This is a genomic window from Gluconobacter japonicus (genome assembly GCF_002723975.1).
Taxonomy (GTDB): Bacteria; Pseudomonadota; Alphaproteobacteria; order Acetobacterales; family Acetobacteraceae; genus Gluconobacter; species Gluconobacter japonicus.
Map to the genome: position 1 here is coordinate 26,892 of NZ_BEWO01000017.1, position 21,553 is coordinate 48,444.

Consider the following 21,553-nt stretch of genomic DNA (forward strand, 5'->3'; position numbering starts at 1 on the left):
CGAACCGGGAAGGATCGACCCTTTGGAGCGGATCCGCAAAAGACGGCCGCATACTCTTCTGGCTCTATCCTGAACACGCACGCCAAGTCCACCGAAGACCCTCCCTGTTATAGCCGATAGATACGCCTGAAAGACAAACAAGATTGTCTAGGTCTTCTGAAAACCGTATCACTCAGCACCCATGTCCCATCGTGATGCTCCTTCACCGTCCGGCCGCCGACGCCACAACCGACCGATCATTGATGAAAGTGTCAATTTTCCGGTCAATCAGGCAACAACGCAGTCCTCGCTCTTCAGCCGGCTGAGCTGTATCGGGCGACTGATAGCCGTTTTGATATGGGCTTTCTGGGCAGGCTGCCTGCAGGCGCTCTTCATACGTCTGCCTGGTCCAGCAAAGATCCGGCTTCCTCGCGTTTTCTGGTACACGATTGGGCGTATTCTAGGGCTTCAGTTTCGTGTCATCGGGACACCTGCCGGTGGCATCAGAACCGCCAGGGATGTCCAAAATGGTGAACGCCCGATCGTTTATGTCGCCAACCATTGCTCCTGGCTGGATATCATCGCTGTTGGCGGTGTTCTCCATACGGTGTTCGTCGCTAAAGGCGAAGTCGGTACCTGGCCACTGATTGGCACCATCTCACGCCTCGGGCGCACGATCTTCGTCAGCCGCAACCGCCAGAACACGGGGAAGGAACTGCATGACATGGCGGATCGCCTCTGGGACGGAGACGATATCGTACTTTTCCCGGAAGGCACGTCTTCAGATGGCAGCCGCGTCCTGCCCTTCCTGTCGTCTTTCTTTGCCGTGGCCAAGCCGGGCCGCCTTGAGCAGGCAGGGATGCCAAAGCCTCCTCCGGTCCTCATCCAGCCCGTTTCCATCGTTTATGACAGACTGGAAGGCCTGCCAGTCGGGCGCAGTCGGCGGTCCGTTTTCTCATGGTATGGGGACATGGACCTGACGCCACATATCTGGTCGTTCGGCCAGTGGCGCTCAATGCGGGCAACCGTTCTGTTGCATCCACCGTTGAACCCGGAGGATTTCAAATCCCGCAAGGAACTGGCCAACGCAACGTTCAAGGCCGTGCGGGATGGTGCCGCCCAGCTTCGGCAGGGACTTGTGCCAGACGGACAGAACTAAGCGCCTTATTCTTCTGCAATTCACAAGGTTTGTCTTGACTTGCCCGCCATCAGCGCGTCACTTTCATAGCCATTGATGGGAGCAATCCAGCGTCCGTCCGGAGATGGTGATGCCACTTCAGGCCAGTCTGACATGCCGATACCGCCCCATGTTTGACTTCTCCCCTGTCTGGACAGGCTTGACCGCGCGGTCTCCTGTCCCGATGTGTGTGCCTGCTTTTGCCAATCCCGGATTGAGACTGTGACCACCGAGACTTCCGCCTCCGCACCTGTCCCTGCTGATCGTGCCCCGACTGACCGTATGCGTCATGGGCTGCATGTCATTACATGGGGCTGCCAGATGAACGTCTATGACAGCGCCCGCATGGCTGATGTCCTGCGTCCGCTTGGCTATGGTCCGGTTGAAACGCCTGAAGAGGCGGACATGGTGATCCTCAACACCTGTCATATCCGGGAACGCGCCACGGAAAAGGTCTTTTCCGAGCTGGGTCGCCTTCGCAAAATCCGTGACGAGCGGATGGAGAACGGGCGCGAACGCAGTATCATTGCCGTTGCCGGGTGTGTGGCGCAGGCAGAAGGCGAAGAAATCCTCCGTCGTGCGCCCTATGTTGATCTGGTGCTTGGCCCGCAGACCTATCATCGCCTGCCAGAAATGGTCGCCCGTGCAGCGCGCGCTGGCGGTGCGGTCATCGAGACGGATTTCCCGGCTGAACAGAAATTCGATTTCCTTCCCAATGAGGCTGCCCCTCAGTCCGCTGGGAATCTCACAGCGTTTCTGACCATTCAGGAAGGCTGCGACAAGTTCTGCTCCTTCTGTGTCGTACCGTACACACGCGGCGCAGAAAGCAGCCGTTCGGTCGCTTCCGTCATGGCGGAAGCACGCCGCATGGTGGACGCTGGCGTCCGTGAAATCACGCTGCTGGGCCAGAACGTCAACGCCTATCATGGCGATAATGGCCAGGGTGGCAGTGCTACACTGGCGGAACTGGCCGAAGAACTGGCACGTCTGCCAGGTCTGGATCGCATCCGCTACATGACGTCCCATCCTCGCGATGTGGATCAGAGCCTGATTGACGCACACCGCGATAACCACGCCCTGATGCCCTTCCTGCATCTACCAGTTCAGAGCGGTTCAGACCGTATCCTGAAAGCCATGAACCGTGGGCATACCGCAGACGAGTACCGCGAGAGCGTTCGTCGCTTGCGGGAAGCGCGGCCTGATCTGGCTCTCTCGTCAGACTTCATCGTCGGTCATCCGGGTGAAACGGATGAAGACTTCGAAGCCACGATGCAGCTTGTGCGCGATATCGGCTTCGCCATGGCTTACAGCTTCAAATATTCCCCACGTCCCGGCACGCCCGCCGCTGGCCAGCCTTTTCAGGTGGCTGAAGACGTGAAAGACCGCCGCCTCGCCGAGCTTCAGGCGCTCCTGCGTGAACAGCAGGACGCCTTCAATGCGGATATGGTCGGAACGGTTCAGGATATTCTCATTACGGGGAAAGGCCGCAAGCCGGGTCAGCTTTCCGGTCGGTCCCCGTATCTCCAGCCTGTTCATTTTGAAGGGCCGGAACACCTGATTGGCACCATCGCCAAGGTTGCCATCACAACTCGCATGACCAACTCACTTGGTGGAACCCTCATCCGGGAGACAGCCTCCGCTTGCTGACAACACCCCCGACGCGCTCCGTCGCCACCACTGGTGGCACCGAAGGCAATCGCACCGTCGCATTGCGCTTCAACGACAACATTCTTCTCCAGAGACTTCTGGGAGACCACGACCGACATCTCGCCCGACTTGAAGAAGGGTTTGATGTCCGGCTCTCATGCCGTGGCAACAAGATTGCCATCTCGGGAGAGACGGACGCCGTGGGCCGGGCGCAGGCCGCCATCGTCGCGCTTTACAATCAGCTCGAACAGGGCGGCACCATCGACAGTTCACAGGTTGATGGGGTGATCCGTCTCACGGCCCTCCCAACGCGTCATCATGAGCGGCAACGCGCTGCCGTTCCGCCACCATCTTCGTCACAGCATTCTCAGAAGCAGCATCCACGCCGGGACAATCAACAGCGGACAGATACCCGCTCTCCACAGCAGGTCCCTCCGTCCTCCGCCCCCTTTACAGATCTGCCCGCCATCCGCACCAAGCGGGGCGTAATCGCTCCGCGGTCTCATGGTCAGGCGGCGTATATGGAAATGCTGGCCCGCACCGATCTGGTCTTCGGGATTGGACCAGCGGGAACAGGCAAGACTTATCTGGCTGTAGCACAGGGCGTCGCCATGCTGCTGGCCGGACAGGTTGATCGCATCATTCTCTCCCGTCCGGCAGTGGAAGCGGGCGAACGGCTGGGCTTTCTGCCCGGTGATATGCGGGAAAAAATCGATCCATACCTCCGCCCGCTCTATGATGCCCTGAATGACATGATGCCGGGCGACCAGGTCGTGCGCCGGATGGGTACGGGCGAGATTGAAGTTGCGCCGCTGGCCTTCATGCGCGGCAGAACCCTTGCCCACTCTTTCGTCATTCTGGATGAAGCCCAGAATACGACACCAGCCCAGATGAAGATGTTCCTGACCCGCATGGGTGAAGGCACACGCATGGCTGTTACAGGCGACCTGAGCCAGATTGATCTGCCCAACGGGGTATCATCTGGGCTAAGGGAAGCCGTCGAGACCCTCGAAGGCATCAAGGGAATCGGCATTACACGGTTTACATCCGTCGATGTGGTGCGCCATCCGCTGGTTGCCCGTATCGTCGATGCCTATGAACAGAAAGCGCCTGCCCCTCTGGATAATTTCAGGGATCGGCCGCGCCGGGAAAACAATGGAACCTCCAAGTCGTCACGCCGGTACTGACATCATCATCGAGGACGCCAGATGGCGTTTCTCGGTTCCTGATACAGAGCGCGCGATCCGTCGTGCGCTCACCGCCGTCGCCCGTCAGGGCGGCCCGGATTTCAGCCGGTCTCCTGCGCCGTCGATTCTTCTTTCGACGGACCGGATCGTAAAGCGGCTCAATGCTCGCTTCCGCAACAAGAACAAGCCCACGAATGTTCTGACATTCGAGCCGGTGTCCCCCATCCATGGCGGAGACATTATTCTGGGTTACGAGACGGTCCGGAAGGAAGCGGATGCTGCCCATCGCAGCATGCGTGCCCATCTGTCACATCTTGTGGTTCATGGTGCCCTGCATCTGGCAGGATACGATCATTATCAGCCCGGCGAAGCCCGGGACATGGAAGGCGTGGAAACCCGCACGATGCGTCAGCTTGGCTTTGGCGATCCGTGGCGACAGGCAGGAAGACGGGCATGAGCGAAGACATTACTGACCGTTCAGACGACGGTAGGAAGAATTCCCGAGGCCTGTTCGGACTGTTCGGTCGCCGTGGCCGCGATCAGGGTTTGCGCGAATCCATTGCAACGCTTGTTCAGGAAGCAGCGCAGCCTTTTGAGGAAACGGGCGACGAGCCTGAACTCGATCGGCAGGAACGCGCGCTCATTATGAACGTGCTGCGCCTGCGGGACATCACGGCGGATGACGTCATGATCCCGCGCGCAGACATCATTGCCATGCCGGAAAGCATCTCCTTCAACGATGCTCTGGATCACATGCGGCGGGAAAATCATTCCCGTATGCCAGTCTATCGCGGGCAGCTCGACGATATCGCTGGCATGATCCATGTGAAGGATCTGGTGGCTTATGTGGACGACCCCGAAGCGTTCGACATTCGTCCGCTCCTGCGTCAGCCTCTGATGATTGCGCCAACTATTCCGGTTCTGGATCTGCTTCTGCAGATGCGTCAGCGCCGGATGCATATGGCGCTCGTCATTGACGAATACGGCAGCATTGATGGCCTCGTGACAATCGAAGATCTGATCGAGACGATCGTGGGCGATATTTCAGACGAACATGATGATCCGGTCACAACACCGTGGGTCGAACGCCCTGACGGCTCCTTCGATATCGATGCCCGCTTGCCAGTCCGACAGCTTGAGGAGCGGCTCGGCGCTGTTCTGACAGATGCGGAGCGGGAAGCGGAAATTGAAACGGTTGGTGGGCTGGTGTTCCGCATGGCGGAACATGTTCCAGCCCGCGATGAAGTTTTGACCCATGACAGCGGCCTGGAATTCCGCGTTCTCGACGCCGATGCGCGTCATATCCGTGCCTTGCGGATGCGGGTTCCGGAAGGTTGGGAAAAGAAGCCTCTCCCCGATACCGGGCAGCAGGATGATGAGCGCGGGTCTTGACGCCCGCGTCAGTTCATCGTTCTGAGTAAGTCAGATTGTCCGTAATGGAGACCCGTCCATGACCCTTGGCCGCCGCGCGTTCCTTATCGCTGGCCCTGCCCTTGCGGCAGTGACCTCCCTGCCTTCTGCTCTCGCAGAAGACACCAGCCTCCCGGCGGGAGATACCCGCATGGGACCACGGGTTCTCGGATCTCCGGACGCCAAGGTGCAGGTTGACGAATGGTTTTCCCTCACCTGTTCTCATTGTGCACATTTCGCGCAGACCATCTTCCCGCAGGTGAAGGCGAACCTGATTGATACGGGCAAGATCCGCTATCGCTATCACGATTTCCCACTCGATCAGGTGGCGCTTCTGGCCGCCATGCTCGCCCGGTCCCTGCCCGCAGACCGTTATGCCCCTTTTGTGGATGATCTGCTCCGCACGCAGGATCAGTGGGCATTCGCGCAGAACATCGACCCTGTGCAGGAACTGAAAAAGCGCGCCGCCATGGCGGGTATTTCAGCGGCTGAGTTCGATAAGATCAACGCTGATAATGCCCTGCGTGAGGCCATCGTGAACCGTCAGGACCGCGATGGCGCTTTCCTTCAGATCCAGGGTACCCCTTATTTCCGCATCAATGACGCTCCGGCCCCGGACGTCGTTTCCAGCTATGATGCGTTCGCCAAAGCAGTTGCAAAGGCTTCCTGAATGACCCGTCCCATGATGTCCCGCCGTTTCATTCTTTCCGCAGCCCCGGCTCTTGCCGTGGCCGGTACGGCAGCCCGCGCGGCTGATGCGCCCCCGGCCCTGCCAGCCAACGATCCGCGCATGGGACCGCGCATCATTGGCAATCCGAACGCCAAAGTGCTGGTGCAGGAATGGTTTTCCCTGACCTGTACGCATTGCGCCCATTTCGGCACGGAAGAATTCCCGAAGATCAAGGAACAGCTCATTGATACCGGGAAGATTCGCTATCAGTTCCATGATTTCTGCGGAGACCGCGTCGGCCTGACCGCCGCCATGGTGGCCCGTTCCCTGCCGGAAGACCGTTACGTACCTTTCATTGGTGCGCTGCTCTCCAGCCAGATGCAGTGGGCTTTTGCTTCCGGCGGAGACCCGATGCAGCGTCTGCAGCAGATGTCAGCTCTGGCCGGCGTCTCCGCTGCCCAGTTCAAGAGCATCAGCGAAGACACGGCATTCATGCAGGCCATGTTCAACCAGGTGCAGAAGGATGCGGACACCTATAGCATCCAGGGCACGCCTTATTTCCGCTTCAATAACACGCACTACGATCAGGACCCGGAAACCTACGAAAAGTTTGCCGATCTGGTCGCCAAGGCCTCCTGATCTTTTTCAGGGCGTTTCATAAACACCGATGTCAACGCACACCACGACGATCAGCCGCCTGATGATCGGCGGCTTCAAAAGCTTCGCCGATGAGGTGCGCGTTGACATTCTTCCGGGCCTGACGGGCATTATCGGTCCAAATGGCTGCGGCAAATCCAATGTCGTCGAAGGCCTGCGCTGGGCCATGGGTGAGACCTCCGCCCGCGCCCTCCGGGGTGGCGAGCTGGACGACCTGATCTTTGCTGGAACAGGCGCACGTTCGGCCCGGAACATCGCTCAGGTCACGCTTCATCTGACCGGCGCCAAGGGTCTTGCCCCCGCTCCATTTCAGGACGCTGAAGATCTTGAAATCACGCGTCGTGCCGAGCGTGGCTCCGGCAGCGAATACCGTATCAATGGCCGCGTCATGCGTGCGCGTGACGTGCAGACGCTTTTTGCCGATCTGGCGTCCGGTGCACGAAGCTCTGCCATCGTCAGCCAGAACCGTGTCGGCCAGCTTATCGCGGCCAAGCCCGAAGAGCGCCGCCTTCTGCTGGAAGAGGCCGCTGGCATCACGGGCCTTCATGCCCGCCGCCATGATGCGGAACTGAAACTTCGCCAGACCGAAACCAACCTTTCCCGCGCCGAAGACCTGCGCCTTCAAATCGAAGAGCGGCTCGGAAGCCTCGAAGAACAGACCGTTCAGGCGCGGAAATATCGTGAGATCTCTGAAAAGCTGCGTGAAGCCGAGATTCAGCTTCATGCCCTCCTGCACGCCCGCGCCAATCTCGCCGTACAACGCAGCAAAGATGATCTGGCCAAAGCCCGAGAGGCCCTCCGCAAAGCCGAGCAGGAAGCCGAACACGCGACTATCGCGGAGTTTGAAGCTCGCAAGGCCACACCACAGGCTCGAGAAGAAACAGACCGCCTTCGCAGTGCTTTAGAGCGCTTGAAAGTTCAGTCCGAAACAGCCCGAGTGGACGTCACGCGTGCGCGAGAAGCAGAAACCGAAGCACTGGCACGCTTCCAACAGGCCGAAGCAGATTTCACCCGAAGCACGGAACGGCTCGCACAGGATCGAGCCGCCCAGACGGCCGCTCTTGCGGATCTGGAAGCGCAGGAAAAGGAACACGCCCAGCTTCCTGAACAGCGCGCTCAAGCCACCGAAGAACAGAACCGCCTCGCAGCACTTGAGCGAACTCAGGCGGCATCTCTGGAAGAAGCGGTCCGTCTGCGGGATGCAGAAGCAATCCGTCGTGATGGTCTGAAAAGCGCTCTGGATGCTCTGACAACACGGCTTGACGCTGAAACAGGCGCTCTTCAGGCCCTTGAAGCAGAACTGACTGCGCTGGAGAAAGACCGACCTGACGATGACGTCCTGGAAAGCCTGCGCCAGCAGGTTGATGTCGCCATCAGTGAGGCTGAGGACGCCAGACAACTCGAAGCTGCGGCTCTTGCCACGCTTCAGGATGCGCGTCTGGCAATGGAATTGCAGGGCCGTACCCTCGAAGACGGACGGCAACGGCTGACGGTGCTGGAAAAAACCGAGACGGATCTGAAGCGTCGCCTTCAAGCGGCGACAGACCGCCTGTCTCAGGACCGCAGCGCTCATACCCAGACGGCCACTGCTCTTCTGACGGATGCACAGCGCGCCGAGCTTCAGGCTCAGCGGGAAAAGACCCTGCAGGCATTGGAAGATATTTCCGCTCGGGAACGCGCGGCGCGGCAGGCTCTGGATGAGGCCAATACGGCGTGGCTCGAAGCGCGCGCCAAGGCCGAAGAAGGCGTTCAGCGCCATAGGGGCCTGCTCCGTGCGAAAGACAACGCCCAGCACGCCGCCACTCAGGCCGCCCAACGTGCAGAAACGGCTCTTCGGGAACGGGATACTGCCGGGAAAAGCCTCGTACCGGACACTGACGTAGCAGTCCTCCAAAAAGCTGTTACGGATCTGGAAACGAGACTGGATGCCATTCAGAGCGCTCTTTCCGAAGCCGAGTCAGCCCTTTCTTCTGCGTCCGAAGCGGAGAGCTCTACCCGCGAGGCTCTGACCCGTACAGAAAGCACGATCCTGCGCCTTCGTTCGGAATGTGAAGGGCTGGAACAGACACTCGCAGCCGTCGCCGCGCAGCCGGACCCGTTGGAAGACAGGCTTGATATTCCGGCGGATCTGGCACGGGCCGTTGCTGCGGCACTGGCAGATGGACTGGATGCCTCTCTCGCGCCCACGACCGTGGCCGCTGACCGTCGGTGGCTTGCTCTCACAGCGTTAGCCACCCCACAGATTGATTCCTGCCCGCCTCTCTCGTCTCTGGTTGCGGTGCCAGACGCTGTGAAACGCTGCCTGGACGCCGTTTTCCTACTGGATGATCCCGGCAAAGGGGCCGCTCTTCAAACGCATCTTCAGCCCGGTCAGGCGCTTGTCTGCCGGAATGGCGCTCTGTGGCGATGGGACGGTTTCATTCGCTCGGGAGACGCGCCTGATGCCGGAGCCGCCCGTCTGGAGCAGAGACAGCGCCTAACGCAGGCCCGCGCCCTTCTTACGGAGAAGGAAAAAGATCTTCCGGCCGCACAAAATGCTTTTCAGGAGGCCCAGCGCAGACGGATTGGGGCGGAACAGACCTTGCAGCGTCTTCGATCGGAGCGTGCGGGACTGGAACCTGAACTGAGCAAAGCCCGCTCCCAGTTTTCAGGACGCGAACAGCAGGCCGCGCTGGCAAAAAGTCGTTGGGAAGAAGCAGAACGTCGTTTGTCAGACGCAAAAGCCGCTGCGAAAAGCGCACGCTCTGACGCGGACAAAGCAGCTGCCGATTATGACGTCCATCCTTCCCCGACAGCCCTGACCAACGCTGCTGAACAGGCGGCTCAGATCGTGGAGGAGGCTCGAACAGCTCTCACAGCATTGACGCGGGATCTCCAGACAGCCCGGACAGAGGCCGAACAGGCTGATCGCACTTTGGATCAGGCCATTTTGCGCCATGAAACGGCACAGACACGCCTTCAGGAACTGGAAGACGCCCTGACGCGACTGGAGCGGGAGATTGATGCCCTTCAAACTGAACTTGAAGCCACAACAACCGCCACTGACCGGCCGGATCTTCCAGATCTGGAGCATCGTGAAGCCGTAGCCCGTCAGCAGCATCAGGATGCCCGGCAGAAACTTGAAGCCGCGAGCAAGACCACGAGCGATCTCCGCAAGAAAGCGGATCGCCTTTCTGCCGAATTGCAAACCCTGGACCAGTCGGCCACGGCAGCCCTCGCCCGGCGCACAGCACTTGCTCCACGTGCGGCGGAGCTTAAGGCGCTCGTAGAAAAGCTCACGAAGGACTATCAGGCGCAGGACGCTGCCATTGCAGAGCGTCCAGACCCAGCACGGCTGGAACGAAACGTGCTGGACGGCACTGCGGAACTCGAAGAAACCCGAACGGCGCTTCAAACAGTTCGGGAAACCCTGTCTCACCTCGCGCTGGAAGATATGCGCCTGAACGGGAGTATCGCGGCGCTCAGAGGACGACTGTCTGACCTTGAAGGACAGATTTCTCTCACCGTTCAATCGCACACCGAGCTGGAAGAACGCCGCAACACTCTGGAAAACGCGTGGAACAAGGCGGCCCATAATCCGATACGCCTCGAAGCCGCGCTAAAGCAGCAGGATCTGGATCTCGAAAAGGCTCAGGCAGCCTATGATGAAGCCCGCGCCAGAGACGAGGCCACTGATCAAGCTGGCCAGGCCGCGCAGGAACGTCGCCGGGAGGCTGATCTGGCGCTGTCATCCGCTCGTGAAGCCATTGCTCGCCATACGGAACGGGCCGAACAGGCCGTGGCAGCACGTGAGCGGTTGTTGACGGAAAGCGACCCGCCAGAAGGGGGCGTTTATCCTTCTGATCTGTCCGAGCAGGCCGAAACATCCACCCGCCGTAGGCTCTCCCGTCTCACCCGGGAACGGGATGATCTCGGGGCCGTCAATTTACGCGCCGAGACAGAGTATCAAGAAGCCAAGCAGACCGCCGAAACCATCGCCCGCGAGCATGAAGAACTGACGGCTGCCATCAACCGGCTGCGCGGCGGCATTGGGACCATCAACCGTGAAGGGCGCGAGAGATTGCTGGCCGTTTTCACGGAAGTGGACCGACATTTCCAGTCGCTGTTCTCCCGGATGTTCGGGGGGGGGCGTGCGCATCTGGGTATGGTCGGCAGTGATGATCCGCTGGAAGCCGGGCTGGAAATCTTTGCCCAACCACCGGGGAAAAAGCTTTCCACCCTGTCCCTGCTGTCCGGCGGTGAGCAGGCCCTGACGGCACTGTCCCTCATCTTTGCGACATTCCGCTGTAACCCGGCGCCAATCTGCGTATTGGATGAAGTGGATGCGCCGCTGGACGACGCCAATGTAGAGCGCTTCTGCTCTCTTCTGGCGGATATGACCAAGGAAGCGGGCACGCGCTTCCTTGTCGTGACCCATCATCAACTCACCATGGCCCATATGGACAGGCTCTATGGTGTCACAATGCAGGAGCGTGGTGTAAGCCGGGTTCTGTCGGTTGATCTGGGACGCGCAGCGGCTCTTGTCGAAGGCTGACGTCTTTTTTCTTCAATCGAAAATTGACGTTAAGGCGTTGAAGCCTTTTGATAGACAAAACGCCTTGAAAGACCGAGCCCATTTTCGTCGAACCACCTCTCCCCGCCCCGATCATGACGCGAATCCGTGAACACGGTGTTCGTGTGGTGGGAGACGTGCATGGCGACCTGAATGCTTTCCGGCATGCGACCGCCACCGATCGCTTCGTCATACAACTTGGGGACCTTGTAGATCACGGGCCAGACAGTGCCGGCGTGATGGAGCTGATGCTCGATCTTCTGGAAACACATCGCGGGCTTTTCATTCTTGGCAATCATGATCGCAAACTGGGACGCGCTTTCGAAGGACGTCGCCTGAGGCGTGATCCCCCCCTTGAAGAAACGCTCCGGCAGTTTTCCCTGCCGGAATATGAAGGGCTTCAGCAGCGTACCTATGAAGCAATTGCCGCAGCCCCGACATGGCTCAGACTTGGGCGAGCGCTTTTCGTCCATGGCGGCTTTCATACCGCCATGCTTTCCGAGCCTCCTGTTTCGGGCCTGGGCGAAATGTCCGCCCCCCTCTCCCGCGCCCTTTTTGGCGAAACCACCGGCCGCATGCAGCCGGATGGATATCCTGAACGCCGCCTGACCTGGATCAACCGTATTCCCGAGGGAATGACGGTTTATGTCGGCCATGACCGCCGCTCAACTGACGGACGCCCCTGGCGCCGGATGGGGAGGCTTGGCGGTACGGCTGTCTTTACAGATCTAGGCGCTGGAAAAGGCGGCCACCTTGCATGGATTGACATTAATGACTTCTGACAGCTCTTCCGCCCTCGCAGAACTTGAACGCCTGCGTGCCAGTATCGACAATATCGACGCCGCCCTGATTCATATGCTGGCAGAACGGTTCCGGTGCACCAAGGCGGTTGGCGAACTCAAGGCACGGTCCAGCCTTCCCGCCGCAGATCCCAATCGTGAGGCCCGTCAGATCGAACGTCTGCGGCAGCTTGCGCGGGATGCGCATCTGGACCCGGACTTTGCCGAGAAGTTTCTGGCTTTCGTCATCCGTGAAGTTATCCGACATCATGAGGCTATTGCCGCTCAGGCGAATGGTTCTCACGAATGACGACCCGTTTGCTTCTTGTGCTTCGTCACGCTGAAGCAGGCCCACATCTCTATTCCGGGGCGGGCGATATTGAACGCCCGTTAACCGAAACCGGCCGCCAACAGGCCGTAAAGATCGGTCAGAAGCTGGCCCAACTGGCTTTGCCCCAGCCCTTGCAGGTTCTCTGCAGCCCCGCACGACGGACACGGGAAACGGCTGCAGGCGTTCTTTCCGCTCTGCCGGAAACCGTAACGCCAGAACTTGAGAACGGCCTCTATGGCGCAGACCTCAATACGCTTTACGGCTTTATCCACGGCACTCCAGACCATGTTCAAACGCTGCTTCTGATCGGGCATAATCCGGCCATTGGTGCACTGACTTACAATCTGGCCGGCAGATCCGTGCAGAATGACGCCTTTGCAGCCCTGAGACACGGGTATCCCCCCGCAACGCTGACAGTCTTCCAAACACAGGGGGACTGGATCAACATCCGGCCTTCTACCGTACAGGCTCTCCACGTTCTGACACCCTGACTGGTCAACCACCTTCAGGCACAGGCGCTATTCAGGAGCCCTCTCCCGACCGGTGTCTCTGGACAGGGAAAACTCCTACACCCTAAACTTGGCGCCTTCCCGTAACCCTGTCAGGCAGGCGCTCTTTTCATGCACGATCCCAAGCCCGAAACCGCTACCCTTCAAGCCGGTGAAGCCTCCATGCAGGCTCCTCTTCTGAAGGGGACTATGGGTCCGGACGTCGTGGATCTGCGTGGCGCCGCCCAAAAGCTTGGGGTCTTTTCCTTTGATCCGGGTCTGGTGGGGACAGCAACCTGCACCAGCGAAATTACCTTCATCGACGGGGATGAAGGAACGCTGCTGCATCGTGGTTATCCGATTGAAGACCTTGCCCTGAATGCCAGCTTCACCGAGACGGCCTATCTGCTGCTTTACGGACAGCTTCCCACAACGCCGCAATATCAGGCTTTTCAGGCCGATATGAATACACATCGGCTGCTGAACGAACAGATCCGCAATTTCTTTAACGGGTTTCGTCGTGATGCTCATCCCATGGCCATTCTCTGCGGCACGGTGGGGGCACTCTCCGCATTTTATCACGATGGTCTGGACATCTCTCAGGCCAAAGACCGCGATCTTTCAGCACGCCGCCTGATTGCGAAGGTGCCGACCATCGCAGCCTGGGCCTATAAATATTCCATCGGAGAACCGTTCATTTATCCGGATGAGGAAATGTCCTTCTCCGAGAACTTCCTGCACATGCTGTTCGCAAGACCCGGTAATCATTATCGCGTCAATCCGGTGCTGGCCCGCGCAATGGATCGTATTCTGCTTCTCCATGCAGATCATGAACAGAACGCCTCAACCACAACGGTCCGTCTTGTCGGCTCAACGGGCGCCAATCCCTATGCCTGTATTTCAGCCGGCATTGCGGCGCTGTGGGGACCCGCTCATGGCGGTGCGAATGAAGCTGCCCTGAATATGCTGGAATCCATCGGTACCCGCGATGGTATTCCGGCGTTCCTTGAGAAGGTGAAGGACCGCAATTCCGGTGTACGCCTGATGGGCTTCGGTCATCGCGTGTACAAAAACTTTGATCCCCGGGCGAAAATTCTTCAGGCCACCTGCCATGAAGTGATTTCCGAGCTGGGCTTGGAGCATGATCCGCTACTGGATCTGGCCAAGGAACTTGAGCGCGTCGCGACGGAAGATGATTATTTCGTCAGCCGCAAGCTCTATCCAAATGTGGATTTCTATTCCGGCCTGATCCTCAAAGCCCTCGGTATCCCGACGAGCATGTTCACCGTGCTGTTCGCTGTTGCGCGCACTGTTGGCTGGGTTAGCCAGTGGAAAGAAATGATTGAGGATCCTGCTGGACGGATCACACGTCCACGGCAGCTTTACGTTGGGGAAGCGAAGCGGGACTTTGTCCCTATGAGCGAGCGGGGCTGAAAAGCCCCTGCCCTTTCAGATCGTCTGATCAGCAATCACAGCCGGGGGTCTGGCCCTCGGCCTTGCGAACAACGTGATGGTCAATCCATTCCGCAACAAGGCGGCGCGCTTCCGTGATAGACGACTCAGGGTGATGGATACGGTAAAGCGTGGTGCATGCGGCAAAAGCCTGCATGTCCGGCTGACCGACCTCACGCAGTTCCTGATAGGCTGTTACGACGGCACGTTCGCATTTCCGGCCAATCCGGCTGGTTTCGATGCTCACTTTTGATCCTGCTTCAGAAGAGGAAAAACGGTCTTACTCCTTAGGGGGAGAGACCTGACTCCGCAAGCATAGATTGGCTCCCCCTATGACAGCAACAAGTGCGGGCGAATTTGGCACTACCCTTCACGCCTTGTGGCCGGTAAACCACAGAAAACGACGTCAGTGGAGAGCAGCATGACACAGCACGGAGATAGCCCGATCGCAGGCCGCACACAGTGGGATCGGGACGCAGCCCTGACCACGGCCCGCATCCTTCTTGAGATCAAAGCCGTCAACTTCCGCCCGGAAGAGCCTTACACCCTGACGTCAGGCTGGAAGTCTCCGGTCTATATCGATTGCCGCAAGATCATCTTCTTCCCACGTGCGCGCACGAAGATCATGGAACTGGCCGTTGAGAAAATCGGCCGCCACATCGGTTATGAAAGCATTGATGCGGTCGTCGGTGGCGAAACAGCCGGTATTCCGTTCGCTGCATGGATTGCGGATCGCATGATGACGCCGATGGCTTACGTCCGCAAAAAGCCGAAAGGCTTTGGCCGTAATGCGCAGATCGAAGGTGATGTGCCCGATGGCATGCGCACCCTGCTGGTCGAGGATCTGACGACGGACGGTGCCTCCAAGATCCGATTCGCCAATGCCCTGCGCGATGCAGGTGCCATCGTGAACCACACCTTCGTTGTGTTCTTCTACGGCGTATTCCCCGGCGCACACAAAACGCTGGCAGACATGGACATCTCCCTGCACGCCCTGTGCACCTGGTGGGACGTTCTCGAAGCCTGTGCAGGCGGCGATTACTTCTCCGAGAAAGACAGCGCCGAGGTTCGTCGTTTCCTTGAAGATCCCTGTGGCTGGTCCCGCAAGCATGGCGGTGTTGGCAGCGCCGAAGAAGCGCTGGCACTCAAGGCCAAAGCAGAAGGCTAACGCCCGTGGGCTCACCTGCCCCTTCGTATCGATGCCTTGCCTTTGATTCGGGGATTGGAGGGATGGGTGTCGTGCAGGCTCTGCGCGATACCCTCCCAAATCTCACGATCGACTATCTGGCTGATACCGCGCTGTTCCCATACGGCGAGCAGCCTGACGATCTGCTGACCCATCGGATTGTCACTTTGCTTGACGCCGCCTGCCACGAACTCAGGCCCGATGTGCTCGTCATTGCGTGCAATACAGCAAGCACAATTGCACTGCCCGCCCTTCGGGAACGCCTTTCCATTCCTGTTGTGGGCTGTGTCCCTCCCATCCGCTGGGCTGGGCGTGTCTCCACCACCCGCACCGTCGGACTACTCTCTACAGCAGCCACAGCACGGCGACCCTATGTTCTGGATCTGCACAGGCAGTTCGCTTCGGACTGTCGCCTGATTACGCATGGTGCCCGGGGGCTGGCCGATCTGGCGGAGCGTGCTTTTTTAGGCGATGATATCCCGGATGCGGATGTCGAACAGGAACTGGCTGCGCTTTTCAGTCAGCCCAACGGCGACGAAATTGACACTGTAGGTCTGGGCTGCACCCACTATACTTTCCTGCTGCCTGCCTTCGAGCGGCTTGCCAGACGCCCTCTGAACTGGCTGGACCCGGCTCCCGCCGTTGCCCGACAGGTCCGCACGGTTCTGGAAACCGCAGTTTCACCACCCGACCCTGAGATGCCCCCTCCACAACGCCTGCTCATGACCAGCGCACCGTTCAATGCACCGCGCCTGGAACAGGCTGTTAGTCGACTGGGATTCTCGGGATGGTCTCTTTTCAGGCCCGTTTCCGTTACGGCCTGAAACAGTCAAGTTCTACGTCATCCCGGCATGAAGCACAGGTCGACGTAGAACAAACCCGCTCAGCGCGCCCGGTTTACCGTGAACTGAACCGTCTCGATCAGGAGGCGACGCAGTTCGCTATCCGGGAAAATGGAAAGAGCCTCGACTGCCGCATCCGCATAGACCTGCGCCCGGGCGATTGTCGTGTTGATCGCACCTGTCTTTGCAATCAGTTCCAGAGCGTGAGGCAGATCAGCTTCCGTCTGCTCGCCTTCTCCAATAACGCGCTCCCAGAAAAGCCTGTCTTCCGGTGAGCCAGCCTCGTAGGCGGCTAGGACCGGCAGAGTAATCTTGCCTTCCCGCATGTCATCGCCAACGGTCTTGCCCAGAACCTGCTGGTCTGCGGCATAATCAAGGGCGTCATCAACAAGCTGGAACGCCATGCCCAGATTGGTGCCGAACTGTTCCAGAGCATCCTCTTCGGCATCCGGGCGTTCGGCCACAACAGCACCGACGCGGCAGGCAGCCGCAAACAGCGCAGCGGTTTTGCCGTGAATAACTTCGAGATACCGCTCAACAGGCGTCGTGAGATCATTCTGCACAACCATCTGAAGGACTTCACCCTCAGCAATCGTTGCAGACGCATCTGACAGGATCGCCATGACCTTGAGGGAGCCGTCTGCCGTCATAAGCTGGAACGAGCGGGCGAACAGAAAATCCCCAACCAGCACGGAGGCCTTGTTGCCGAACACGGCATTGGCGGAGGCCAGTCCGCGACGCAACGTGCTTTCATCCACGACGTCATCATGCAGCAGGGTCGCGGTGTGAATAAACTCGACGCAGGCAGCGAGACCGACGTGACGCTGATGATCCGGTCCCGGCTGATAACCGCAAAGACGTGCAGAGGCCAGCGTCAGCAACGGACGAAGGCGCTTGCCTCCAGCGGCGACAAGATGGGCGCCAAGCTGCGGGATCAGGGGAACCGGGCTCTCCATCCGGGCGATGATCGCACGATTACAGGCCAGCATATCCTCTTCAAGGTAGGCAGAAAGCGCCGACAGCGCACTCTCGCCCCCCGCACCCTGAACCACAGCTTTATCAACGGTCACGGCGGCATCCGGTGCGGCAGAATCCAAGGGTCTTTACTCCAGTTCCTGCATAACGCCCCGGGACTGCCCAGGACCATGCAGGCACGATATGATATGGCGCAGTCCCGTTCGTTTTTCCTGCATGGGAAAAGCGACCGGGCCATGTTCACGCCGGACGACAGGTTGGAATGACCATATGAGCGGCAGCAGGAAGGCGGTCAACCCATTGCAGCCCCTTAAGACCTCCCTGACCAGCAGTTCTTCCCCTTCTGAAAAAGAAAGGACCGGAACATTACTGGACGGACGACTCCGCTACACGCAGTTCCGGCAGGGATATCGCACGGGGCTGGAACCTGTTTTGATGGCTGCGGCCATTCCTGCAAGAGGGGGTGAGACCGTCCTTGAAGCGGGCTGCGGCGCTGGAGCCGGATTACTCTGCCTTGCAGCTCGTGTAGCGGGTGTCAGCGGCATTGGTCTTGAGGCGGATGGCGACACGGTAGAACTCGCTGCTCACAATTTCCTGAACAATCCCTTTCCGGACTCGCGAACACACCTGTCTGTCGTTCAGGCCGTTCTGCCAGACATTCCATCCTCCCTGCGGACAAAAGCTCCCACAGCCAATGGCCGCTTCCATCATGTGATGGCCAATCCTCCCTGGCACAGTGCGCACGGCACCCCGTCCCCGGACGAACGACGACGCCTTGCCCTCAGCACGGCAAACAGCGACCCACAGGCCTGGATTTCAGCCCTGAGCCGCTGGGTTCTCCCCGGCGGGACACTGACGTTCATCATATCCACGGCAATCGCAGACAGAGCCTGCCAGACACTTCTGGAAAATGGGTGTGGCTCAATCCAGCTCTACCCCTTCTGGCCTAAACAGGGACGGGAGGCGAAGCTGGTGCTGGTTCAGGCCATCCATGGTGGAAAGAGTATTTTCCGCCTGAAGCCAGGACTGACCCTGCATGAAGAAGATGGCCGCTTTACCGCTGCGGCCGAACGGGTCTTAAGACGGGGGGAAGCTCTACCCTGAAGCTGGCCTCCCCCAGGGGAATTACTCGAAGACGCTTCCTTCGAAAGCTTCTTCCCATGTGCCAGATGTAGAAGCCCGGGAATATTCGGTGGAGCGGTTCTCGAAGAAGTTGGCATGCTCAACAGCGTTCAGCATGTCGTCGATCCATGGCAGCGGGTTTTCTTCCACGCCATAAACCGGGTCCAGACCAAGCTGTGTCAGACGGCGGTCTGCAATGAACCGGATATATGTTTTCACGTCCGCCGGCGTCATGCCCTCGACTGGCCCCATTTCGAAGCACAGATCAATGAACGCATCTTCGTGCTCAACGGTCGTCTTGCAGATCTGGGTCAGTTCCTCGCGGAAATCTTCCGTCCATAGTTCCGGGTTTTCACGAATGAACGTACGGAACAGGCGGATCATGGACAGGCAGTGCAGCGTTTCATCACGCACCGACCAGGACACGATCTGCCCCATGCCCTTCAGCTTGTTGAAGCGCGGGAAGTTCAGCAAAATCGCAAAGGAAGCGAAAAGCTGAAGCCCTTCCATGAACGCACCGAAAGCCGCCATGGTCTTGGCGATTTCGCGCTTGTTCGCGATGTTGAAGGACTGCATGAAATCATACTTGTCCTTCATCTCCTTGTACTTCAGGAACGCGGAATACTCTGTTTCCGGCATCCCGATCGTATCGAGAAGATGCGAGTACGCCGCGATGTGAACCGTCTCAATGTTCGAAAAGGACGACAGCATCATCAGCACTTCGGTCGGTTTGAAGACCTGGCTGTAGTACTTCATGTACGCTGAGTTCACTTCCACGTCCGACTGCGTGAAGAAGCGGAAAATCTGCGTCACGAGATGGCGTTCGGCTTCCGTCAGCGTGCGGTGCCAGTCCTTCACGTCATCAGCCAGCGGTACTTCTTCCGGCAGCCAGTGAACGCGCTGCTGGGTCAGCCATGCGTCATAGGCCCAAGGATAGCGAAACGGTTTGTAAACCGGGTTCGCGGTCATCAGGTCATAGTGCTCGGGTGCTGGCGTTTCACCAGCAGTCGGGGTCGGGTTGCTCATGACCTTACTTTCCTCAAAGACACGTTCCTCCTGTGACCAATCGCCCTCTCCAAAAGGAAGGCGGACACATGGAAATCCGTGTTTTTCAATACCTTAGACAGTCTGGAGACCATGATCCGGGTGCAGCTCTGCTCAACCCCGGTCATCCAGAATCATTCTGGGAGGGATCATAACGTCCGACGGGGCATCAGTCGACATTCCATTCTCTTGTGGGACGAAAACACGAAGGTTATGCAAGCAGTGCAACCCTCCAGGCGGAGCCTCCATGCCCCAGAAACCGCGCTGCTTCTGGCCGCGCTCCCATCTTCTCGCACTCGTCCTTCTGCCCATCTGCGTCTATCTGCCCGAATGGCTCGGATTTTTTTCTACCGACCCGATGATGACAACATCCGTGATGGTCACGAACAACGCGGCAGCGTCCAAGGCGCTCATTCCGGGCAATCCCGGCTGGATTGACGGCTGCGCCGGGGTTTTTGTGGAAGCCCTTGGGCGACTGGTCGCACGGGACTGGGCGCATGGTATTATCCCCTGGTGGAATCCCTATAGCGGGGTTGGCATGCCGCTGGCTGGCGAATACCAACCCGCCGCGTTTTTTCTTCCTTTCGTGCTGTTTCTGGGCCTTCCGAACGGCTTACTGATGATGAAGTGCACGCTTCAGATCATCGCCGGACTTTCAACATATGCCCTTCTGAAACAACTCCGCCTTGATGCGCGCGCTGCCCTGATCGGCGCACTTCTCTATGCCTTCAATGGAACTTACGCCTGGGCTTCAGACGGCCCCTCCGAGCCAATCGCCTTTCTGCCACTCGCGCTTTATGGGGTAGAACGTGCCCGCACGGGAAACTGGGGCTGGCTGGCTCTGGGGCTGGCCTATCTTCTTCTGGCGGGATTTCCGGAAACGGCTTTTCTTCTTGGACTGATCGCTCTTGGGCTGGCGGTTCTCCGCTTTTTCCAGACGGGCTCAGGCAAGTTACGCTTTGCCCTGCATATTACCCTTGGCGGCATCACGGCAGGCCTGATTGCCGCCCCACAGCTTCTGGCCTTCCTGACTTTTCTGCCTCATGCCGAGGTGGGCTTCCATGCCGGGATCAATGATGATGCGCTCCCTCATCAGGCATGGGCCATGCTGCTCTTCCCGTACATCAACGGCCCCATATTCTATGGGTCGGAACTCGATGCATGGTATGCCCTAGGGGGATATTGCGGCCTTGTTGTTCCATTTCTGGCCCTGTGTGCAACAGGGGGGAAGAAAGAACGTGCACTGCGCTTCCTGCTGCTTGGCATCATCATCGCTGTCGTTGGCAAACAGGCTGGCCTTCCCATTCTGACCCAGCTTGTGGATCTGATTCCAGGGGTGGGACACACGGTTTTCTACCGCCTGTGCGAACCCATGGTGGAAAGCTGTTTGATCCTGCTGGCGGCTCTTACGCTGGATGACATGTTTCGAGGCATATGGCGGCGCAATGCACTTGTTTTCTCCGCTTTTACACTCAGTGCCCTGGCTATAGGGGCTTATCTGCTGGACCATCCGGAACTGGAGCGACTTCGTTCTTTTTCCGCCCCCCCGTTCTCCTCACACATCTATGCAACAGGCTCGCTGATTTTTGGACTGCTTTGCCTCATTGCCGCTCTGGCACTCTCGTGGCGCAGAAAATCTCCCATAGCCTTGGGACTTGTGGCTCTTTGCGAAGGCCTTGCCCTGTTCGGTTTTCCTCTTCTCAGCACCTACCCGGAAGCCCCTCGGCCCGATCAGTCCCTCATCACCGCCCTTCGAGCAGAAACCGGACTTCAACGCTTCGTCACCATAGGCCCAGTCGAACCAAATTATGGTGCGTATCTTGGCATCGCCTCCATCAACCACAATGCCATCCCGACGCCGAAAACATGGATCCAGCGGCTGAGACAGGATTTTGGTTCCAAAGTTGACTCCGTTACTTTCAACGGGTCCTACCCATTTACCGAGAACGGCGATGCTTTTCTGGAAACATTTCTGACGCAGCGTCCAGAGCTCTTTTCCAGACTAGGGGTGTCGGCTCTTCTGGTCATGCCAGGACACGGCCTGCCCAGTCTTAC

The 21,553-nt window shown here is 58.7% G+C and carries 19 protein-coding genes; 16 read left to right on the top strand and 3 right to left on the bottom strand.

Translation table 11 applies throughout. The features are described from left to right. The first annotated feature begins 181 nt into the window (after positions 1-181). The 12 genes from GJA01_RS11285 (at position 182) to GJA01_RS11340 (ending at position 14,311) form a co-directional block, all read left to right on the top strand. The gene (locus GJA01_RS11285) at positions 182-1,138 is read left to right on the top strand and encodes a lysophospholipid acyltransferase family protein (protein WP_062502636.1); all 957 of its coding nucleotides are present in this window, start codon (positions 182-184) and stop codon (positions 1,136-1,138) included. Positions 1,139-1,438: 300 nt separating this feature from the next. After that, complete coding sequence (gene miaB, locus GJA01_RS11290; protein ID WP_082785205.1) at positions 1,439-2,803, top strand: tRNA (N6-isopentenyl adenosine(37)-C2)-methylthiotransferase MiaB; 1,365 nt, start codon at positions 1,439-1,441, stop codon at positions 2,801-2,803. After that, positions 2,797-3,990 carry a PhoH family protein gene (locus GJA01_RS11295; protein WP_062502637.1) on the top strand — a complete coding sequence of 398 codons (1,194 nt, stop codon included), beginning with the start codon at positions 2,797-2,799 and terminating at the stop codon, positions 3,988-3,990. The genes miaB and GJA01_RS11295 overlap by 7 nt, the downstream gene beginning before the upstream one ends. After that, entirely contained in the window at positions 3,959-4,447 is a 489-nt protein-coding gene (gene ybeY, locus GJA01_RS11300; protein WP_062502638.1) for an rRNA maturation RNase YbeY, read from the top strand. The genes GJA01_RS11295 and ybeY overlap by 32 nt, the downstream gene beginning before the upstream one ends. Next, positions 4,444-5,382, top strand: coding sequence for a hemolysin family protein (locus GJA01_RS11305; protein WP_034881238.1), 939 nt, complete (start codon positions 4,444-4,446; stop codon positions 5,380-5,382). The genes ybeY and GJA01_RS11305 overlap by 4 nt, the downstream gene beginning before the upstream one ends. 58 nt (positions 5,383-5,440) lie before the next feature. Then, positions 5,441-6,070, top strand: coding sequence for a thioredoxin domain-containing protein (locus GJA01_RS11310; RefSeq protein WP_062502639.1), 630 nt, complete (start codon positions 5,441-5,443; stop codon positions 6,068-6,070). Then, complete coding sequence (locus GJA01_RS11315; RefSeq protein ID WP_062502640.1) at positions 6,071-6,709, top strand: thioredoxin domain-containing protein; 639 nt, start codon at positions 6,071-6,073, stop codon at positions 6,707-6,709. Positions 6,710-6,737: 28 nt separating this feature from the next. After that, positions 6,738-11,261 carry an AAA family ATPase gene (locus tag GJA01_RS11320; RefSeq protein ID WP_062502641.1) on the top strand — a complete coding sequence of 1,508 codons (4,524 nt, stop codon included), beginning with the start codon at positions 6,738-6,740 and terminating at the stop codon, positions 11,259-11,261. Between the two features lie 113 nt (positions 11,262-11,374). Then, the gene (locus GJA01_RS11325; protein ID WP_062502642.1) at positions 11,375-12,061 is read left to right on the top strand and encodes a metallophosphoesterase; all 687 of its coding nucleotides are present in this window, start codon (positions 11,375-11,377) and stop codon (positions 12,059-12,061) included. After that, positions 12,051-12,368: a chorismate mutase gene (locus GJA01_RS11330; protein WP_062502643.1), complete on the top strand. Its 318-nt coding sequence runs from the start codon at positions 12,051-12,053 to the stop codon at positions 12,366-12,368. Before GJA01_RS11325 ends, GJA01_RS11330 begins: the two co-directional genes overlap by 11 nt. Continuing rightward, positions 12,365-12,880 carry a SixA phosphatase family protein gene (locus GJA01_RS11335; protein WP_062502644.1) on the top strand — a complete coding sequence of 172 codons (516 nt, stop codon included), beginning with the start codon at positions 12,365-12,367 and terminating at the stop codon, positions 12,878-12,880. Before GJA01_RS11330 ends, GJA01_RS11335 begins: the two co-directional genes overlap by 4 nt. Before the next feature lie 129 nt (positions 12,881-13,009). Further along, positions 13,010-14,311 (top strand): citrate synthase, encoded by a 1,302-nt coding sequence (locus GJA01_RS11340; protein WP_010502442.1) that lies wholly within the window; start codon positions 13,010-13,012, stop codon positions 14,309-14,311. A gap of 28 nt (positions 14,312-14,339) precedes the next feature. On the opposite strand, the gene GJA01_RS11345 is transcribed toward GJA01_RS11340, so the two are convergent. After that, complete coding sequence (locus GJA01_RS11345) at positions 14,340-14,576, bottom strand: hypothetical protein (RefSeq protein WP_010502440.1); 237 nt, start codon at positions 14,574-14,576, stop codon at positions 14,340-14,342. 174 nt (positions 14,577-14,750) lie between these two features. Here GJA01_RS11345 and GJA01_RS11350 point away from each other — a divergent pair, with 174 nt between their 5' ends. After that, positions 14,751-15,497, top strand: a complete 747-nt coding sequence (locus tag GJA01_RS11350) for an orotate phosphoribosyltransferase (protein ID WP_010502438.1) — start codon at positions 14,751-14,753, stop codon at positions 15,495-15,497. A 5-nt stretch (positions 15,498-15,502) separates the two neighbouring features. Beyond that, on the top strand, positions 15,503-16,339 hold the full coding sequence (gene murI, locus GJA01_RS11355; protein ID WP_082785204.1) for a glutamate racemase: 837 nt from the start codon (positions 15,503-15,505) through the stop codon (positions 16,337-16,339). A gap of 59 nt (positions 16,340-16,398) precedes the next feature. On the opposite strand, the gene GJA01_RS11360 is transcribed toward murI, so the two are convergent. After that, complete coding sequence (locus GJA01_RS11360) at positions 16,399-17,454, bottom strand: polyprenyl synthetase family protein (protein WP_010502434.1); 1,056 nt, start codon at positions 17,452-17,454, stop codon at positions 16,399-16,401. A 148-nt stretch (positions 17,455-17,602) separates the two neighbouring features. On the opposite strand from GJA01_RS11360, the gene GJA01_RS11365 reads away from it, so the two are divergent. Continuing rightward, complete coding sequence (locus GJA01_RS11365) at positions 17,603-18,436, top strand: tRNA1(Val) (adenine(37)-N6)-methyltransferase (protein ID WP_062502646.1); 834 nt, start codon at positions 17,603-17,605, stop codon at positions 18,434-18,436. A gap of 21 nt (positions 18,437-18,457) precedes the next feature. Here GJA01_RS11365 and GJA01_RS11370 read toward each other — a convergent pair whose 3' ends face one another. Continuing rightward, a complete protein-coding gene (locus GJA01_RS11370; protein WP_023945411.1) occupies positions 18,458-19,480 on the bottom strand; it encodes a ribonucleotide-diphosphate reductase subunit beta in 1,023 nt (340 codons plus the stop codon). 265 nt (positions 19,481-19,745) lie between these two features. Here GJA01_RS11370 and GJA01_RS11375 point away from each other — a divergent pair. Continuing rightward, positions 19,746-21,553: hypothetical protein (locus GJA01_RS11375; protein WP_099282373.1), on the top strand; the 1,808-nt coding region annotated here is incomplete at its 3' end.

What these genes read in the sequence shown, in the direction of transcription:
- GJA01_RS11305 (WP_034881238.1), top strand. Translation starts at nt 4,444, where the DNA reads ATGAGCGAAGACATTACTGACCGTTCAGACGACGGTAGGAAGAATTCC.
- GJA01_RS11325 (WP_062502642.1), top strand. Translation starts at nt 11,375, where the DNA reads ATGACGCGAATCCGTGAACACGGTGTTCGTGTGGTGGGAGACGTGCAT.
- GJA01_RS11310 (WP_062502639.1), top strand. Translation starts at nt 5,441, where the DNA reads ATGACCCTTGGCCGCCGCGCGTTCCTTATCGCTGGCCCTGCCCTTGCG.
- GJA01_RS11285 (WP_062502636.1), top strand. Translation starts at nt 182, where the DNA reads ATGTCCCATCGTGATGCTCCTTCACCGTCCGGCCGCCGACGCCACAAC.
- GJA01_RS11315 (WP_062502640.1), top strand. Translation starts at nt 6,071, where the DNA reads ATGACCCGTCCCATGATGTCCCGCCGTTTCATTCTTTCCGCAGCCCCG.
- GJA01_RS11340 (WP_010502442.1), top strand. Translation starts at nt 13,010, where the DNA reads ATGCACGATCCCAAGCCCGAAACCGCTACCCTTCAAGCCGGTGAAGCC.
- GJA01_RS11320 (WP_062502641.1), top strand. Translation starts at nt 6,738, where the DNA reads ATGTCAACGCACACCACGACGATCAGCCGCCTGATGATCGGCGGCTTC.
- GJA01_RS11330 (WP_062502643.1), top strand. Translation starts at nt 12,051, where the DNA reads ATGACTTCTGACAGCTCTTCCGCCCTCGCAGAACTTGAACGCCTGCGT.
- GJA01_RS11365 (WP_062502646.1), top strand. Translation starts at nt 17,603, where the DNA reads ATGAGCGGCAGCAGGAAGGCGGTCAACCCATTGCAGCCCCTTAAGACC.
- GJA01_RS11350 (WP_010502438.1), top strand. Translation starts at nt 14,751, where the DNA reads ATGACACAGCACGGAGATAGCCCGATCGCAGGCCGCACACAGTGGGAT.
- ybeY (WP_062502638.1), top strand. Translation starts at nt 3,959, where the DNA reads ATGGAACCTCCAAGTCGTCACGCCGGTACTGACATCATCATCGAGGAC.
- miaB (WP_082785205.1), top strand. Translation starts at nt 1,439, where the DNA reads ATGCGTCATGGGCTGCATGTCATTACATGGGGCTGCCAGATGAACGTC.
- GJA01_RS11370 (WP_023945411.1), bottom strand. Translation starts at nt 19,480, where the DNA reads ATGAGCAACCCGACCCCGACTGCTGGTGAAACGCCAGCACCCGAGCAC.
- GJA01_RS11335 (WP_062502644.1), top strand. Translation starts at nt 12,365, where the DNA reads ATGACGACCCGTTTGCTTCTTGTGCTTCGTCACGCTGAAGCAGGCCCA.